This window comes from Niveispirillum sp. BGYR6 (assembly GCF_027568365.1).
Lineage (GTDB): Bacteria > Pseudomonadota > Alphaproteobacteria > Azospirillales > Azospirillaceae > Niveispirillum.
The window spans coordinates 139,691-155,811 of the sequence record NZ_JANLNL010000006.1; the positions used below are offsets into that span (position 1 = coordinate 139,691).

Sequence of the window (16,121 nt, forward strand, 5' to 3'; positions counted from 1 at the left end):
CCCGGGGGCGCTCAACCCCTTATAGAGGTGGGGGCCAAAGATCAGGCCGGGCGATAGATCGCATAGACCTTGGCCACAGGCTCCCGGCTTTCCCAAGAACAGTCGGCCCCCTGCTCCACCAGGAAGACAGCGCCCTGATGGAAGGTGCCTTCCCGCCCAGCCCCGTCGACAAAAGTGACGCTGCCGGCCAGCAGGTGCATCAGCTCATAATGGCGATAGGACATCGACCGGCGGTGATAAGGCGTGCTGTCCCAGACGCCGCACATGAAGGTGCCGCTGGCGGATTTATAGCTGGTATGGTTGCGGCAGGATGGGGTGGGGGAGATCAGCAGTTCAGCCAGCGGCGCGCCGGATGGTTCCAGCGCCGCGTCATGGTCGATGGCCAGGGGCTGATCGGCACCCGGTTCCCCCGGTTCGGCGCAGCGCATGATGATCGCCTGCGCCCCGGCGGTGGAGGAATAGTGGAACGCCCGCCCGCGCGGAATGACGGCACTGGCATCGGGGCCTAGCGCGATGCTGGCATTTGCGGCGTTGATCGTCAGATCGCCTTGCAAAAGGATGATGAACTCATCCCCCGCCTGCGCGGTCACCACCCCGGCCCCCGCTGCCAGTGACAGGGCGGCAACGGAGACAGGGCCGGGGGCAAGATCCAGCGCCACGCGGGCTTGCAGATAGCCGCCGGGGGCCAAGCTCGCCATGGCCTCTGTGGCGAAGCTGCGCAAATCGAAGAAGCTGAAAACCCTGCCGTCCTGCATCTTTGTCACCCTGACAATATGAAAGCGGCAGGATAACGGGCCCCTGCCACCCGCCGGCACTGTTCACGGGCGGGGCCGTGGCATCATCTGCCGCCGGCAGGCGGCAGCACGGCATCCGCCAGCAGCCCGTCAAGAAGCCGGCCGCAGCCCCAGCCAGCGGCGCGCGCCCGTCAGACGCCGCAACAGCAACAGGTCCAGCAAGCCGATGATGATCAGGGATGCCCCCAGCACCGGCAGCAACAGGGCGAAGACCAGCAACAGGCCTGTCATCAGGGCGGCACTGCCCCGGAACCGCAGGGCCGGCGGGGCACCCAGGGCCCCCGCCGGCCGGCGCTTCCACCACATCACCGCCCCGCTGACCGACAGCAGCACCAAACCCAGTGCCGCCAGCACGCCAAGCGCCTGGTTAAAGGGTCCGAACAACTGGCCCTCATGGGCGGCCACACCGATGCCGACAGCACGATCGATGATGTGCCGGTCGGCGAAATCCTGGCGGTAAAGCACCGCACCCGTCATGCCGTCCAGGTCCACGGAGACGCGTTCCGGCCGGTTCTGGCTCATCCCCCGCACCGCCCAGGGGCCATCGGCGGTCTTGGGCGGGTTGATCAGCACCGGGCCGGCAATATGCAGGTCGGCCGCCCGTGCCGCGATTTCCGTCAGGCCGACGGCGCCCGCCAGCATCATGGCCGGGTCATGGTGATGGGCATGGGACGCGGCGGCATCTTCCGCCGCATCGGCCGCCTTTTCCGCCGCCCGGCTGGTGGTCCAGTCCTGCCGGCCGGCGGTGGTGCCGGTCGCTTCCCGCGCCATCTTGAACCCCGCCCCCCAGACGGTGGCCCAGGGCAGCCCGGTCAGCAGCAGAAACAGGGCCAGCAGCGAAATCCAGAAACCGACCACGGCATGGATATCCCGCCAGAAGGTCCGCCCGCCCGCCCGCAGGCGCGGATAGGCAGTACCGGCCCAACCCTGGCCATTGCGCGGCCACCAGAGGTAAAGCCCGCTGACCAGCATGACAATGCCCCAGCAGGCCGCCAGTTCCACCAGCAGCGAGCCGCGATCCCCCATCAGCAGCTCGCCATGGATGCGCTTGATCTGCTGCATCAGCCGGTCTTCTTCCGCCACCTTGTGCAGGATGGCCAGGCTTTCCGGGTGGACATAGACGCGCCAGAGCGTGCCGCCCTTGTCCCGCACCAGCACCCGCACCGCCTGGCCCGGTTCCGGCAGGATATAGCTTTGCAGCCGTCCCCCCGGCACGGCGGCCACCGCCGCCACGGCCTGGGCATCGGCATCAGCGGCGGGGCCGGCAAGGGCCAGCCTGTCATAGGGCCGATCGATCCAGGCCTCCACCTGCGGTTTGAACAGGTAGAGCATCCCGGTGATGGCCAGGATGATGATGAAGGGCACACAGAACAGCCCGGCATAGAAATGCCAGCGCCAGATGGTGCGGTAATCCAGCCAGCCCTGCCGGGCCGGCCTTTCTAGGCTCGCCACGCTCATCGGATCAGCCCTTCCATTTCAGTTCGACGGTGAAGGTACGCTGCGGATAGGGATGGAAGACCCAGGCCTTGTCATTGCCGATATTATCGACGCCAAAGCTGAACTCCGTCTGGTCGGTGACCTGCCAGGAGAGCTTGGCGTCGAAAATCATCAGTTCCGACGTATAGCCATAGGTGTCACCGCGCTGGGTGCCTTCCAGATTGGTGTTGGGGCGCGAGGCATAGCGCCAGCCGGTGGAGAATTTCCAATCCTCCGCCAGCCGATAGCGCAGATTGCCGTTCAGCCGCCATTTCGGGATGCGCGGGAACTGCACCCCTTCGGAGGCGGGAACGGAGCGGTTGCGCACGGTCTGGGCATCGATCCAGGCAGCGTTGAAATCCAGATCCAGCCCGTCCAGGCCGACATCCACCGCCTCGATGATCCCTTCCATCCCCCACTGGCGCACCAGATCGATATTCTTGAAGGAGGTGGTGATGGCGTTGAACTGGTTGAAACCCTGCATACTGAAGATGGCGTCTTCCACCCGCTGATAGAACAGGCTGCCGGTCAGGCGGACATCCCCCATCTTGTGATGCAGCATCAGGTTGGCATCGCGCGATGTCTCTGCCTTCAGGTTGGGATCGAAGCTGCCGAAATCGAAATTATTGTTGCTGTCAAACTTGCCCTGGAACAGTTCCCCCACGGTTGGGAAGCGGGTGGCGGTGGCCAGGGAGAGCTGGGCCATCCAGTCTTCCGCCAGTTCGGCGCGGATGCCCAGCGTGGGGTTCACGGCCGTTTTCTGGCGGCTGGCATAATCCTGGAAACGCGGCCCGGTCTTGCTCTGCGTGCCGATGGAACCGTCAAAGGCACGCCACTGGTCCAGCCGGGCACCGCCGGTCAGCCAGACCGCATCGGCCACCTGCCATTCATCATCAATGAAGAGGCCAAGCTGGCGCGTCTTGCCCTGGGTGCGGCTGGAGAAGCTGGGCGCACTGGCTGCGCGCCAGTTCTGCACATTGTTGGTGATCTGATCGGTGTAATAGAGGTTGCTGTTGATGCCGACCGCCAGATCATGGCGGCCCCACTGGCGTTCCAGCAGCAAATCACCCGTCCACCAGCCGGTATCGCCCTGGTTTGTATCGGTGCCGGCCCCGTTCCTGATGCCATTGTCATAGCCGGTGGAGGCGCGGCTGCGCTGCTTGTCGACCAGATAATGCGACAGGTTCAGCGTCACATTCCAGTCAGCCAGCGGGCCGGCCAGCCGCAACCCGCCCAGAAATTCCCGCTTCTCCGACAAGGACAGGTTCAGGGCGGGCAGTGTGTAGGTCTTGCCAGCCACCTGCACCCGGTTATTGGCCGTGGTGAAGACGGGGTTGCCATTGGCGTCGCGCAGATAGGTTTGCGGATTGGTGCCGTCGCCATCCGACAGCCAGGCCACCAGCATGGCCGTGGCGTTCCAGCCATTGGCGAAATCATAGCCGATGCGGGCGCGCAGCTGATCCTGTGCGGTGTCATCGGTGGCATAGGCCCCCGATACCGGCGTCTTGGTGATCAGCTCCGGGTCGGTGACAGCGCCGGTGACGGGCGTGCCGGCGGCCCCGCCCTTGACCTCGTTCAACTGATAGAATTGCTGGGGATGGCCCTCATTCTCCAGCCGGCGATAGGAGAGCCGGGCGCTCCACGGCCCATCCTGCTGCTTCCAACTGAAACCGGCCTCCCCGGTATAGCCCTGGAATTTCTTGTCGGTGCCGTATTGCTTATAGGGCTGCACGAAATATTGCGCGGTGGCAAAACTCTCCACACCGTCGGCGGGCGGTTTGGTGGCGATGGAGATGATGCCGCCCATGGAATTGCCGGCATAGCGCGACGAATAGGGGCCATAGACGATATCGAACTGTTTCACCTCCCCGGGCCCCACCACGCCCCATTTGGGCGGGAAACCAAAGCTGTTGCCCAGGAAATTGGAGATGACAAACCCATCTACCAGCACCAGCGTGCGGGCCGATTGGGTGGAATGGGTGCCCCGGAAGCCGGGCACCCCGTTGGCGTCGCCGATATAGCGTTTGCGCACGAAGAAATTCGGCGCGTATTTCATCAAATCTTCGACATTGACCGCATTGATGGCGGCAAACTGTTCTTCGCCCAGGGAGACCGACAGGCCACGCGGTTCGATGCTAATCGGCGCGTCACGCTGGCCGACCACGATCACTTCCGCCATCTGGCCGGTGGCATCCGCCACCTCCATTGTTTCGGCAAGGGTGGGGGGCGCAAGGGCGAACAACGCCACGGAAGCCAGGCTCCGGGCGCGCAGGGAGAGAGGGGACAATTTCACGTCCTCCGGCAGGCGGGGCCATCCCCGCTGCCTCTATGTCAGGGCAAACCGTAACCACCGGCACCAACGGCCGGCGGGACATCTGAAACGGGGGATCAGATGGCCAGTGGCGGCGCCCTGGCGCCCGGTGGGGCGCAGGCCAGAAGACGGGAGAGGGGGACGCAAACCGCCAGCGGCCGGATCAGCCGACATGGCAGCAAAGGAAGCAACAGGGCCGCCAGGAACAGGATGGGGGTGAAGCCCACCAAGGCCGCAAAGGGGCAAAGCCCCTGCTGGTGCTGGTCCACCGGGCCATGCTGGCCACTGCCATCATCCAGCTTGACGCTGCGTTCACCCGCGCCGGTACAGATGACCAGCCAGCCCTGACCGTTACCGGTTTCCAGGTTGGGCATGAAGCCAGCCGGGATCAACCCGCGCAGCACCAGGGCAGCCAGCAGCAGCCACGCCGCAAAGCGACGTGTCACCATTCCGCTGAATGCTGATCCACCCCTGTTCATACCTTTCCTTTTGGCGGTTCCCTCGCGCGCGGTCAACGGGATGTTATTGCGACGCTTTGGCAAGGGTGACCATCAAAATGGAAAAGCCCGGCCACGCGCGGGTAAACGCGCGGCCGGGCTTTTTTTTCAGCGGGGGTTCAGTCCCGCCGCCGCATCAGAACTTGCGGGTCAGCGACACGCGGTAACGGCGCGGTTCGCCATAATAATAACCATTGAACACCGAGGTCAGATACAGCTTGTTGGAGCAGTTCTTGCACTCAAAGCCCATCCGCCAGTTCCCGTCATCAGACAGGTAGCTGGCCCCGACATTATAGAGCGTGTAGGAGCGGGCGAAGGTTTCCAGTGCCGTCGGTGTGCGCGGGTTGGACGGGGTGGTGTTGGACGCGGTGGTCCAGAACCCGCCGGTATAATTGGCCTCACCCGTGAAGATGAAGGAGCCGTTCAGCGTTTCCACCGGCACGGTATAGGTGGCACCAATGGCCAAAGACCGCTTGGGGAAGCGTGACAGCTCGTCCGACGGGTCGATGGCATTGACGAAGACGCCGGCGGCGTTGGTGAAGGACTGGGCCGACGGGTTGACAGCCGTATATTTGCCTTCCTGCAGGCCCAGGGTGGCGAAGACATCCAGACCAGCGGCCGGACGCACGGTGAATTCGAACTCCAGCCCCTTCACCTGGATGTCGCCGGCATTGTTCTGGGTGGACAGCGTGGTCCCGGGCAGCGGGCCGGGGGTGGTGTAGGAGAGCTGCAGGTTATCGGTATTGGTAACAAAACCGGTGACATTGAAGCGGACCCGACGGTCGAACAGGTCACTCTTCACGCCCGCCTCATAAGACCAGGCGATTTCCGGCCGCATGTCCTGGAAGCTCTGCGGCAGATAGGCCGTACGGCTGTTCCAGCCGCCGGACTTGTAGCCGTTGGTGGCGCTGGCAAACAGCATGATGTCCTGATCGATCTTGTAGTTCAGACCGAATTTCGGGGTCACCTTGTTGGTTTCCAGCCGCGTCTTGATGCCGGCAGCCACAATATCCTTGGTGGTGATGCCACCATAGGCGGTCGGCTTCAGGTCCAGCTTCTTCACCTCGTTGGTGAAGCGGGCACCGACCACGGCCGTCAGCTCATCCGTCAGCTTATAGTCAAACTGTGCATAGGCGGCGTAGGAGCTGGTCGTGTTGCGGATGTCACGCACGCTGGAATAGCCGCGACGGCCATTGCAGCTCATGTTGCCATCACCGAACAGACCGTTGGAACAGGAAACGGTGCCGCCCAGCACCTGCCCGGCCAGGGTCTTGTTATCTTCATAGAAGTAATAAAGACCCGCCACATAGCTCAGCCGGTCATCAAACAGATTGCCGACCGCCTTGAATTCCTGGCTGACCATGTCATAGCCGCCATCATTCGTCAGATAGAACGGCACCGGGTTGCTGGTGCGCGAGGCGGGGTTGGAGAAATCGACAACGAATTGCTGATCGATGGTGCGATAGCCGGTGATGCTTTCCAGCGACACGCCATCCAGACGCCATTCAATATCGGCAGTGGCGGCGGTGGTGTTATATTCGGTGCGCAAGCCACGATTATTCAGGGCATCGGCCACCAGATCGCTGGTGCCGCCATGCTTGGTCGCCGCCGCACGCGTTTCGCCCGTTTCATTGGCGAAGGTACGCAGGTACAGGCCGGCACCATCCATATGTTCCACCGACAGATCGATGGTCACATCATCATTGGGCAGCAGGCGGACAGCGCCACGGCCGCCCCAGTTGGTCAGGTCATTCAGCTTTTCGCCATTGGCGACATTGCGCGTCCAGCCACTGTCATCGGCATAAAAGCCGGTGAACTTGGTCAGTACTTTTTCGCTTACCGGAACATTCACGTCCCCGCGCACCACCACCTGGTTATAGTTGCCATAGCTGGTCTGCAGGAAGCCGCCCAGCTCATCGCTCGGCTTCTTCAACTTGACTGAAATGGCACCACCGGTGGAGTTGCGGCCGAAGGTCGTGCCCTGCGGACCACGCAGCACTTCCATCTGTTCCACATCGAAATAGCCGTAATTATTGGCATTCTGACGCGGCACCACCACATCATCCACATAGGTGGAGACGGCGGGGTCGATGGTGGCGATCTGCTCCGTCGAGCCAAGGCCGCGAATATAATAGGTATTGGCGCTGGGCACGCCGGTATTGTTGGAACCGAACAGGTTCGGCACCGAGCGCACCAGATCCAGCGTGGAGGTGATCTGGCGGTTTTCCAGATCGGCCGCCGTGAAGGCGGAAACCGCCACCGGCACATCCTGCAGGCTGGCGGTACGGCGGGTCGCCGTCACCACAATCTCTTCCAGTTGCAGGCCGCTATTATCCTGCGCCAGGGCCGGCAGCGCGGCCGCCAACAGGGCCAGCGAAGCGCCCAGCTTCAGGGCCAACGGCATACGGACGGATTTCAGATGTGAACTGTTCATGGTCTCCAGCCTCCTGTTTTCCTTCAATACGACCCGGTTCATGCCAGGGCCGCGTTTTGTGTGATATTGGTATAACATTATATCATGTGAAAGACTTATTTTTGCCGACACCACTGTTTTTTGGCGATACAAGTATTCTTCGATATTTTTCAGTGGCTTACCTCTAGTCAGCCGTTTCGCTCACAGCACCACGGGTTCCGTGTTGTGCTGTTCCGCCGGGTCGCGTTCCACCAGATTGATCAGCACCCCGTCCGGATCACGCAGGCAGACTTCCATCTGCTGGCGATGCGGCATGTTGAAGGAAATGGCATCCGGCGCCCAAACGGCACCCGCAGCGCGGGCGGCGGCAATGGCGTCCGCCACCGGCTTGGCATAGATGACCAGCGCCACTTCCCCAATCCGGGGCGGGCCCTCGCTGGGGGGCAGGGCAGGCGGCACCGGGTCGGTCACCTCGAACAGGCCGACCATGCCGAAATTGGGGCCACCCTGTTTCTTCAATATCCGACAGCGCACCTTGCTGCTGTCGGGAATGAACAGCACGCCGGCGGCAGACGGGCCGTCCAACATGCCATCGAAATAGACGCCATCGAACCCCAGCGCCTGATAAAAGGCGGTGGACCGGTCGAGATCGCGCACGAAGACAGCAGCGCGGATCAAGGCGGAAATCGCGTGGGCCATGATCATGTTCCTTTCGCGGAACCGGTGAGGGGGCGACACCGTCGCGGAATCGCTACCACTCTTATTGATATGTGTTTATACCATTTCATGGGTCTTCCCCCTTGGCAAGCCGTATCTGGTTACAGGGGAATGCTTACCAACCGATGATCTTCACGCCTGCAGGAGCATCCCGCCCGTGACCCAAAGCCCCCTTAACCAGCGCCCTGTCGCCACCCGCCACTTCATCCATATTGACGGCCGCACGGTGCATTACCGGCGCTGGGGGCAGGGGCCGGTGGTGCTGGCGCTGCACGGTTCCCCGCAATCCTCCCGCACCATGACGGCGCTGGGGGAGGGGATGGCCGCGCGGGGTTTCTGCGTCATCGCCCCTGACACGCCTGGCAACGGGCTTTCCAGTCCCCTGGCGGATGATTGCCCGGAAACAGATGCCTATGCGCTGGCCCTAAAACAGTTTGTCGACGCGCTGGGGCTGGAACGGTTCGGGCTCTATGGTTTCCATACCGGTGCCACCACGGCCTGCGCCTTCGCCGCCCTGTATCCAGAACGGGTGACGGGGGTGCTGTTCGATGGGCTGCCGTGCTGGACTGCCGATGAACGCGCGCATTTCCTGGCCGATTACCTGCCGCCGCTGCGCCCCCACTGGGACGGATCACACATGGCCTGGGTCTGGGCCCGGATGGAAGAACAGTTGATCTTCTTCCCCTGGCACCTGCCCAGCCCGGCGGCACGCATGGATTACGATCTGCCCCAACCGCCGCATCTGCATGAAAATGCGCTGGAGATGCTGGAAGCAGGCGATGCCTATCGCAAGCCCTATCGCGCCGCCTTCGTCTTTGATCCCGCCCGCTGGCTGCCCCGGCTGCGCTGTGAGCATTTGATTCTGGTGACGGCGAAAGACCCGCTTTGCCCGCATCTGGGCCGGCCGGGCCTGATGCGGGCGAACAGCAACATCCTGCCCGACAGCCCGGCCCTGCAGCAGGCCGCCATGGGCTGGCTGGCCGCCCGGCCCGGCAGCATCGCACCCAGCCCGGTGGAGAATACCGACGCGTTCGGCCTCGGCCGGGGACAGGTGCAAGGTGTCGCGGGCCCCATCGGCTGGCTGGGTCGCCGCAGCGGCACCGGCCGGCCGCTGGTGCTGTTGCATGATGCCGGCGGCAATGCGCTGGACATGCGGCCGGCCCTGCGCCTGATCGATGGGCTGGTGCTGGCGCTGGATCTGCCCGGCCACGGGCTTTCCAGCCGCGCCCAGCCGCTGACCGCGGTGATGGACATCGCCGCAGAACTGACGGCGGCCCTGTGCGGGTTGGGCCTGGAACGCCCACGGGTGGCCGGGCATGGCTTCGGTGCCGTGCTGGCCGCGCAATTGGCCGCCAGTGGTGTGGCGGCGGACAGCATCGCCCTGGGAATGCCCGCCCCGGCGATGGACCCGTTGCGGGGAGCCCCATCCCTGGCACCGGAATGGGATGGGGCGCATCTGCTGAGGGCCTTCCGCATCGCCCGCCGGGAACGGCTGTTCGCCCCCTGGTACGATGGCAAACAATCACAGGCGATTCTTCCCCAGCCCAGCCTGGACCTGCCCGGCATTCAGGCCCGTGCCCTTTCCCTGCTGCGTGCCGGGGCGCACTGGCCGGCCGCCCTACAGGCCCATGCGGCCATGGATGTGGCGGGCCTGTTCGAAGGGCTGGGCGGCCGGCACCGGCTGTTGGCAGAGGGGCAGGGGCCTGCAGCGGATTGGGCGCATCTGCTCCACGCGTAAAGGGTTTCCCCGATCCATTAAATGCTCTATGAATGGATCATTATACCAAATCAGGGAAACCCGATGCTGATCGAGCCGCTCGTCACCCTGCTGCATCTGTTGATCTTCGTCTATTGGCTGGGCGGCGATCTGGGGGCCTTTCATTCCTCCACCATTCTGACCGACAGCAAATGCAGCGCGCCACAGCGCGCCACGGCGCTGCGCATCCTGATGGCGGTGGATATGGCACCGCGCACGGCGCTGATCCTGGCGCTGCCCACCGGTCTGACCCTGGCCTTCGTCAAGGGCTGGCTGGGGGCAATGCCGGGGGTGGCGGTGGCTGCCACCTGGGCCATCGGCCTGGTCTGGCTGGCGCTGGCCTGGGGTGTCCACGCCACCCATGGCAAGGTCGCCCTCTACAAGCAGGCGGACATGGTGATCCGCTGGTCCGCCCTGCTGATCTGTGCCGGCATGGGGCTGGCGGGGCTGGCCGGCCTGCTGACCTTGCCGCTGTTCATCGCCGGCAAGCTGTTGATCCTGGCTGGGGCCATTTCCTTAGGATTGCTGATCCGGGTGCTGTTGCGCCCGCTGATGGCCCCGTTCGCGCAGATGATGGCCAGCGGTGCCACGCCCGAAACCGATGCAGCCATCAAGGGCGTGCTCGCCCGCTCCCGCCCGGTGGTGATGCTGCTCTGGCTGCTGCTGCTGGGGGCGGCTTTCCTGGGGCTCGCCACCCCCACCTGATAAAAATCATTGGAACAGGAGTGCTTGAGACGATGCAACACCGTACCATTCGCGGCACCATCCGCTATACCTCCCGCAAGCCGGAACGTCATGGGCAGGAGCGGGGGCGTGAATTCTTCACCATGACCCGCCATAGCGACGGCAAGCTGACCATCCGCGCTCAGTGCGAGATTGAAGAGCCGGCGCCGACCGTGTTGCGCGACGTGATCTATTCGCTGGACGAACATGACCGGCCGATGGATTGCCATGTCCGCCTGACCGTGGGCGACAAGTTCATGGGGTCCGGCTGGTTCCGCATGACGCCCAACAGCATCGAATGCGAAAGCTATGGCCCGTCCATTGGCCGCGTCTCGCAGGTGATGCCGGTGGAAGGCCATTATGACGGGTTCGGCACCCATCCGATCATCGGCGATGCCTATATGACCCGCTGCATGGACCTGTCACGCGGGCCGCACAAGCGCGAAATCCGCGCTTTCCTGCCCTCTGTCGACCATCGCGGCGCCACCCCGCCGCTGGCGGCGGAAAGCCGGCTCTATATGGAATATGTCGGGGAAGAGACGGTGACGGTGGCCGCTGGCACCTTCGATTGCCGGCATTTCCGCTTCTCTGATGAAGATGGCGGCATGGTCTCCAAGGATGGTGCCCACCCGGTCTATGATGTCTGGGTCACCAAGGATGAAGACAGCCTGTTCGTCCAGGGCGGCGTCGGCGGCTATATGATGACCTGGTACGAGCTGGTCAGCCTGGAACGTTAAGCGCAAAGGCGATACGGCCGGCACCTGTCAGGGTGTCGGCCGTTGACTTATGGCGTGCCCACCAGATTGGTCAGCGTGCCGCTTTTCAGGTCGAAGCGGAAATGGTCGCTGGGCGGGCCGTCGGCCAGCCTTTGCATTACGGCCAGCAGGCGGGCCAGCCGCCCCTCCAGCGTTTCCGGCCCGCCTTTGCGCGCCAGGGCCTGTTGCAGCGTCTGGTAATCCGCCCGCCGGGCCGGCGGGATATCCGCCAGGGCCAGATCACTGTCATTCAGCAGGCGGTGGAAATCCACCGCCAGATCCAGCCCTTGCCAACCGCCGGTCAGTTTCACCCCGGCCAGCGTGCCCAGCCCCGCCGCATCCTGCGCCAGCAGCAGGTCACGCAGGTCTGCTGGCCAGTCATGGGGCAGGAAGCGCAGCCGCACCAGTTCCCGCAGATGCCAGTCGGTGAACTGGCGATAATCGCGGCTTTCCAGAATGGCGGGATTCCAGATATCCGCCGCACCATCATCCTTCAACCGCTGCCATTCCATCCGGTAAAGGCCGAACAGCCGGTTGAAGTTGGGCACATCATAAAGGCGCGGGGTTTCCACCTCCACCTGCTGGCCATTCACCGTCATCAGCTTATAGGCGGGGATATAGGCGGCGGGGGGCGGTGACTGGATATTCACCAGATAGCGGCCATCGGCCCCGCGCCATTCCGCCGTATCGTTGAAATGCAGGTGACCGCCCACGGTGAAGCGGATGCCGGCCTCCGCCAGCCGGCGGGACGTGTCCGCCGTCGGCATCCGGTGCAGGTCCAGCTTCTTGGCGCCGAACAGGGTGGCGATCTCCGGCGTAGTGCCGTTATTGGTATCCACCGCCGGATAATGGCTGAAGGTCACCAGCACCTTGCCCTGCTGCTGCGCCCGTTTGGCCACGTCGGCGATCCAGGCCAGCAGGTGCGGCTTCCAGGATGCCATCTCATTCCAACCGGCATCGCCGGAACCTTTGAAACCGCCCTCCGGGGTGGGGCGGTAGACATTGGCATCAATGGCCAGCAGCCAGAGACCCGCCACCGGTTCCACCAGATAGGAACTGTCGATCACCGGGCGGCAATCCGTCTTCTCCGGCACACAGACCTGATATTGCCGCTCGGCCGGGGCCGCGTGGGGGGCCGCGGCGGCGGCATCGAAGCGACCCTGTGGGCGATAGAAGGGGGTTTCCCAGTAAAGATCATCGGCGCGCGGGGCGAACCCGTCCCGCGCGAACAGGTCCAGAATGCCCTGATACCCCATGGCAGCGATATCGGGGGTGCAGATGGTGCCGGACTTGGGCGCCCCGTCGCGGGGACATTCAGCCGTGCCAGGGCTGAAGATCGGCTGCGGCCGCCCGTCGCGGCCCAGGAAATCCGCCTTGCCCAAGGGCGTGTCACCCGGCCTTACCGGATCATGATTGCCATTGGTCAGGAAGAAGCGCATCCCGTGCCGCGCTTCATATTCATCGAGAATCCGTTTCAGCCCGCGCAGATGCACGGGCTGACCATCATCGCTGAAATCCCCGTTCATCACCACCAGCTTGACCCCGCGCCGGGCGGCATCGTCCAGGGCGGCGCGGAAGGCGAAGTAATTCTCGTTGAACAGCCGGGTGGAGGTGAGTTGGGCCGCCATGGTGCGGATCGTGGCCGGCGGCCCGCCCGCCGGATCAGGAACGCCGGTAAAGGTATTGTCCCCGAACTGCCCGTAAATATCGTGGAAATGCACGTCGGGCATGAAGGCCAGCTTGAAATCCGTCGCCCCCGCCACCGGGGTCAGGATCAAGGCCAGCAGCGGGGCCAGAAACAGGGAGGGGCGCATCACGCGGAAACCTTTACTCAACAGCCATGCCACCGCAGGCACCGGGCGCACGGACGGGGTTGCACAGGGCGACGGCACCACCCGGCAGCTGGACTTGATAATTGCTGAAGCGGGTGTCCGGCCAGATATAATCGGTGGAAATATACTGGGCACCCCCGCTGAGGGCAGCGTCGCGGGGGGCGGTATCATTGCGGCGCGCCTCCACCGTATTGGCATCGGCACGGGTCCGCACCATGAAGCCGGCGGTGACAGCCGCACGGATGCGGGCGGCATCCTTCAGCGGTTCATTCAGGGTCAGATAGGCGGCGGCCGGCGATTTCTCATCCGTATTGATGAACATCACCCGGCCTTCCAGCGACCGCCGCTTGCCGCGATAGACGGCCACCACCGCCGGGCCTTCGTCCAGGGCAAACCAGATCTTGCCGCGCGCCTGTGCCAGCGTCGGCCAGTTGCCGGCCAGCACCGCCGCGCGCAGGGTGGGATAGCGGCCCTGAACAACATCCGGGGTGACCAGCTTTTCCGGCGGCAGCACGCTGCGCACCTCCCGGTCGAAATTATCGAAGGCTGCTTCGTCAAAGGGCAGGGCGTCGGTACCGCCCGGCACGGGGGAGCGATCCTGTTTGGTGTTAACCATGATCATCAAGGGCAGATGGTTCGGATGCGCATCCGACCAGCGGCGGATTTCCGCCAAACAGGCGGTGAAGGGCTGGCACTGGCTATAGGGATCAATGTCGGGGATATGAAACACCTTCAGGCCCGGCTGCGACCGCGCCTCCTTGAAACCGTCCGGCAGGCTCTGCCCCGCCAGGGCCGGCCCCTTGGGATCGGTGAAACGCCCGCCGGCCGGATCATGATAAACGTCCAGCTCCAGCTGGCGGACACCGGCATCCAGCTGTTCCGTCAGGCTGCGATGCCCGTAATCGATGGAATCCGCCGCCTTCTGGTTCCGGCTGGCCAGCAGCCCCCATTCAGCCGGTGAAAGGGGCTTTTTGTAGCTGTTATGCGTGCCGATGGCGACGATGTCATTCATATGCAGGTGATTGTCCTGCAAAGCCCGCCCCGCCGGCAGATCAGCCGCCATCACAGGGGGAGCCAGCAGACCCGCCAGCAGCAGGGAACAGACAATCGTACGCATGGGACACCACTCCAGAGACCAAGGAAACCAAAGGCCGGCATAAGACAATATTTGGATGACAGTTCCGTGATATCCGGCAATTTGTCATGATTAATTTCCATAATATAACTTATTGATAATTTTGTTGTAGGCGGGGTGGATTCTATTTTTTTGAAGTGCGACTCTCTTTTATAATCAGATAGTTAGTAACGGAGGCTGCCATGGGAGAGCACTATTCACACCTGAGTTTGGCGGAACGGCGCCGGATTGACGAGATGTTCCAGGCTTCGATCCCAGTTCGGGAGATCGCGGCGTGGCTTGGACGGCATCGCGGGACGATCCACCGTGAGATCAACAAATCCTCAGATCAGCAATCGGCATTCAGCAGCAAGCTTGACGCTTTAAAGCAAGTTGAGTGCAAAAAATGCAGCCAAAATACAATTACAAGAGAATTATCTGATGATAATATAGTATTTATCTCTTTTATATCTTGATAATAGATTGTATTAATTATTAAATTAAAGCTGCCAAATATTAATTCAAATAATAAAGAAAAATATGATTAATATATAATTTCTTAGGTGTAGAATTCTCCAATTGTTAATTAAAATTCATATTATTAATTTACATAACTCCAAATCAAATACAAAATAATACTCCATATTATTATAATCTCAGTTCAGCATAATAGAATATAATAACTATGAAATTTTATTTAAACGTGCGTCATTTGGTTGACTTTCTCCCTTGGGCAGACAATTATCAGAATTGCATCCGTGGAAGGGGTTATCAGCATAGAACTATGCCCCTGGTGATAAACAAATAACAGTGGAGTGAGAAAAATGACGAGCCTTGCTTCGCTCATTTTGCCTGTTCTGCAAACAATGCCGGACATATTAGCAAAAAAATCTCTTATAGAGACCTTCGACAGTTCCCATCATGATTTTAATATCATTGAGGAGGGATTTCGTACCCTCACGTCGCGTGAACAGGATCGGGAATATCTTCGACGTTTTTTTGCAAGCTGGAGCCAGACCAATAACAGTGCCATGACGGTTTCTGGCATCAGCAATCGCCTGACATTGACGCTGCATCGTGGGGAATTTGCGGGCGACAAGCTGGAGCTGTTACAGACACTGACCTGTCTGCACCGGATCACGGACGAAGATCTGGCGGTGACGCACCGTATTCTGCACGCTCAATTGTTCCACGAAATGGCCACTGGCATTGTCGGGGATGATGCCTGGCTGCAAACCCATTATATCGACAAAAGTGCCGTTGAGTTCAAGAAATGGAAGGATCACATGTCCTTGCGCGAGAGCGATCTTGCCCTGGCTTTGATTACGACCTTGGTTCATGAGATTTACACACATGGCGAGGTGGAGTTTATCCTGCCACTTTTCACACACTGGCTGCGGGACACCTATGGTTTTGGTGAACGTGAGCTGGACCGGGCGGTGCGATGGATCAAGGTGCATTGTGGCGGGACTGAGAAACGGCATTTCTTTCATGCCGTGGATGCGATGAACCATTTTGAGAAAGCATTCAGCATTGACTGGTCCCGTTATGATCATGCCGCGATTGTGCGCTCCTATATGCAGCGGAAAGCTGCGGTACTGAAAGCCGTCGTGCTTGACAGCAATGCGTGATGAGCGCGGTTCGAAGCGCCGGTAATGGCCGCAAGGCTGGCCGGTGGCTGTCCCGTGGAATCAATAACGGACCAGCCACCGGACCAAAAATCAGCATCCTTA

Annotated in this window: 12 protein-coding genes and 1 pseudogene; 5 read left to right on the forward strand and 8 right to left on the reverse strand. The window is 61.8% G+C overall.

Annotated elements, in window-relative coordinates:
- Positions 1-41: 41 nt before the first annotated feature.
- The 6 genes from PCJ49_RS14515 to PCJ49_RS14540 form a co-directional block, all read right to left on the reverse strand.
- Positions 42-755 carry a cupin domain-containing protein gene (locus PCJ49_RS14515; RefSeq protein ID WP_269911533.1) on the reverse strand — a complete coding sequence of 238 codons (714 nt, stop codon included), beginning with the start codon at positions 753-755 and terminating at the stop codon, positions 42-44.
- A gap of 129 nt (positions 756-884) precedes the next feature.
- Positions 885-2,252, reverse strand: coding sequence for a PepSY domain-containing protein (locus tag PCJ49_RS14520; RefSeq protein ID WP_269911534.1), 1,368 nt, complete (start codon positions 2,250-2,252; stop codon positions 885-887).
- Between the two features lie 4 nt (positions 2,253-2,256).
- Positions 2,257-4,518: a TonB-dependent receptor gene (locus PCJ49_RS14525; RefSeq protein ID WP_269911535.1), complete on the reverse strand. Its 2,262-nt coding sequence runs from the start codon at positions 4,516-4,518 to the stop codon at positions 2,257-2,259.
- Positions 4,519-4,658: 140 nt separating this feature from the next.
- On the reverse strand, positions 4,659-5,030 hold the full coding sequence (locus tag PCJ49_RS14530; protein WP_269911536.1) for a DUF2946 family protein: 372 nt from the start codon (positions 5,028-5,030) through the stop codon (positions 4,659-4,661).
- Positions 5,031-5,214: 184 nt separating this feature from the next.
- Positions 5,215-7,512: a TonB-dependent receptor gene (locus PCJ49_RS14535; RefSeq protein WP_269911537.1), complete on the reverse strand. Its 2,298-nt coding sequence runs from the start codon at positions 7,510-7,512 to the stop codon at positions 5,215-5,217.
- A gap of 180 nt (positions 7,513-7,692) precedes the next feature.
- Positions 7,693-8,190: a VOC family protein gene (locus PCJ49_RS14540; RefSeq protein WP_269911538.1), complete on the reverse strand. Its 498-nt coding sequence runs from the start codon at positions 8,188-8,190 to the stop codon at positions 7,693-7,695.
- A gap of 175 nt (positions 8,191-8,365) precedes the next feature.
- On the opposite strand from PCJ49_RS14540, the gene PCJ49_RS14545 reads away from it, so the two are divergent.
- The 3 genes from PCJ49_RS14545 to PCJ49_RS14555 all read left to right on the forward strand — a co-directional run bounded on the left by PCJ49_RS14545 (position 8,366) and on the right by PCJ49_RS14555 (position 11,424).
- Complete coding sequence (locus tag PCJ49_RS14545; RefSeq protein ID WP_269911539.1) at positions 8,366-9,946, forward strand: alpha/beta hydrolase; 1,581 nt, start codon at positions 8,366-8,368, stop codon at positions 9,944-9,946.
- Between the two features lie 63 nt (positions 9,947-10,009).
- A complete protein-coding gene (locus tag PCJ49_RS14550; protein WP_269911540.1) occupies positions 10,010-10,669 on the forward strand; it encodes a hypothetical protein in 660 nt (219 codons plus the stop codon).
- Positions 10,670-10,701: 32 nt separating this feature from the next.
- A complete protein-coding gene (locus PCJ49_RS14555; RefSeq protein WP_153203364.1) occupies positions 10,702-11,424 on the forward strand; it encodes a hypothetical protein in 723 nt (240 codons plus the stop codon).
- Positions 11,425-11,471: 47 nt separating this feature from the next.
- Here PCJ49_RS14555 and PCJ49_RS14560 read toward each other — a convergent pair whose 3' ends face one another.
- Complete coding sequence (locus tag PCJ49_RS14560) at positions 11,472-13,256, reverse strand: metallophosphoesterase (RefSeq protein ID WP_269911541.1); 1,785 nt, start codon at positions 13,254-13,256, stop codon at positions 11,472-11,474.
- Positions 13,257-13,269: 13 nt separating this feature from the next.
- Positions 13,270-14,391, reverse strand: coding sequence for a phosphatidylinositol-specific phospholipase C1-like protein (locus tag PCJ49_RS14565; protein ID WP_269911542.1), 1,122 nt, complete (start codon positions 14,389-14,391; stop codon positions 13,270-13,272).
- 200 nt (positions 14,392-14,591) lie between these two features.
- On the opposite strand from PCJ49_RS14565, the pseudogene PCJ49_RS14570 reads away from it, so the two are divergent.
- Positions 14,592-14,729: pseudogene (locus PCJ49_RS14570) on the forward strand (helix-turn-helix domain-containing protein); the annotation flags it as partial.
- 483 nt (positions 14,730-15,212) lie between these two features.
- The gene (locus tag PCJ49_RS14575; protein ID WP_269911543.1) at positions 15,213-16,019 is read left to right on the forward strand and encodes a hypothetical protein; all 807 of its coding nucleotides are present in this window, start codon (positions 15,213-15,215) and stop codon (positions 16,017-16,019) included.
- The last annotated feature ends 102 nt before the right edge of the window (positions 16,020-16,121 follow it).

Coding starts and splice junctions, on each gene's coding strand:
- PCJ49_RS14515 (WP_269911533.1), bottom strand. CDS start 755: ATGCAGGACGGCAGGGTTTTCAGCTTCTTCGATTTGCGCAGCTTCGCC.
- PCJ49_RS14520 (WP_269911534.1), bottom strand. CDS start 2,252: ATGAGCGTGGCGAGCCTAGAAAGGCCGGCCCGGCAGGGCTGGCTGGAT.
- PCJ49_RS14530 (WP_269911536.1), bottom strand. CDS start 5,030: ATGGTGACACGTCGCTTTGCGGCGTGGCTGCTGCTGGCTGCCCTGGTG.
- PCJ49_RS14535 (WP_269911537.1), bottom strand. CDS start 7,512: ATGAACAGTTCACATCTGAAATCCGTCCGTATGCCGTTGGCCCTGAAG.
- PCJ49_RS14540 (WP_269911538.1), bottom strand. CDS start 8,190: ATGGCCCACGCGATTTCCGCCTTGATCCGCGCTGCTGTCTTCGTGCGC.
- PCJ49_RS14550 (WP_269911540.1), top strand. CDS start 10,010: ATGCTGATCGAGCCGCTCGTCACCCTGCTGCATCTGTTGATCTTCGTC.
- PCJ49_RS14555 (WP_153203364.1), top strand. CDS start 10,702: ATGCAACACCGTACCATTCGCGGCACCATCCGCTATACCTCCCGCAAG.
- PCJ49_RS14560 (WP_269911541.1), bottom strand. CDS start 13,256: ATGCGCCCCTCCCTGTTTCTGGCCCCGCTGCTGGCCTTGATCCTGACC.
- PCJ49_RS14565 (WP_269911542.1), bottom strand. CDS start 14,391: ATGCGTACGATTGTCTGTTCCCTGCTGCTGGCGGGTCTGCTGGCTCCC.
- PCJ49_RS14575 (WP_269911543.1), top strand. CDS start 15,213: ATGACGAGCCTTGCTTCGCTCATTTTGCCTGTTCTGCAAACAATGCCG.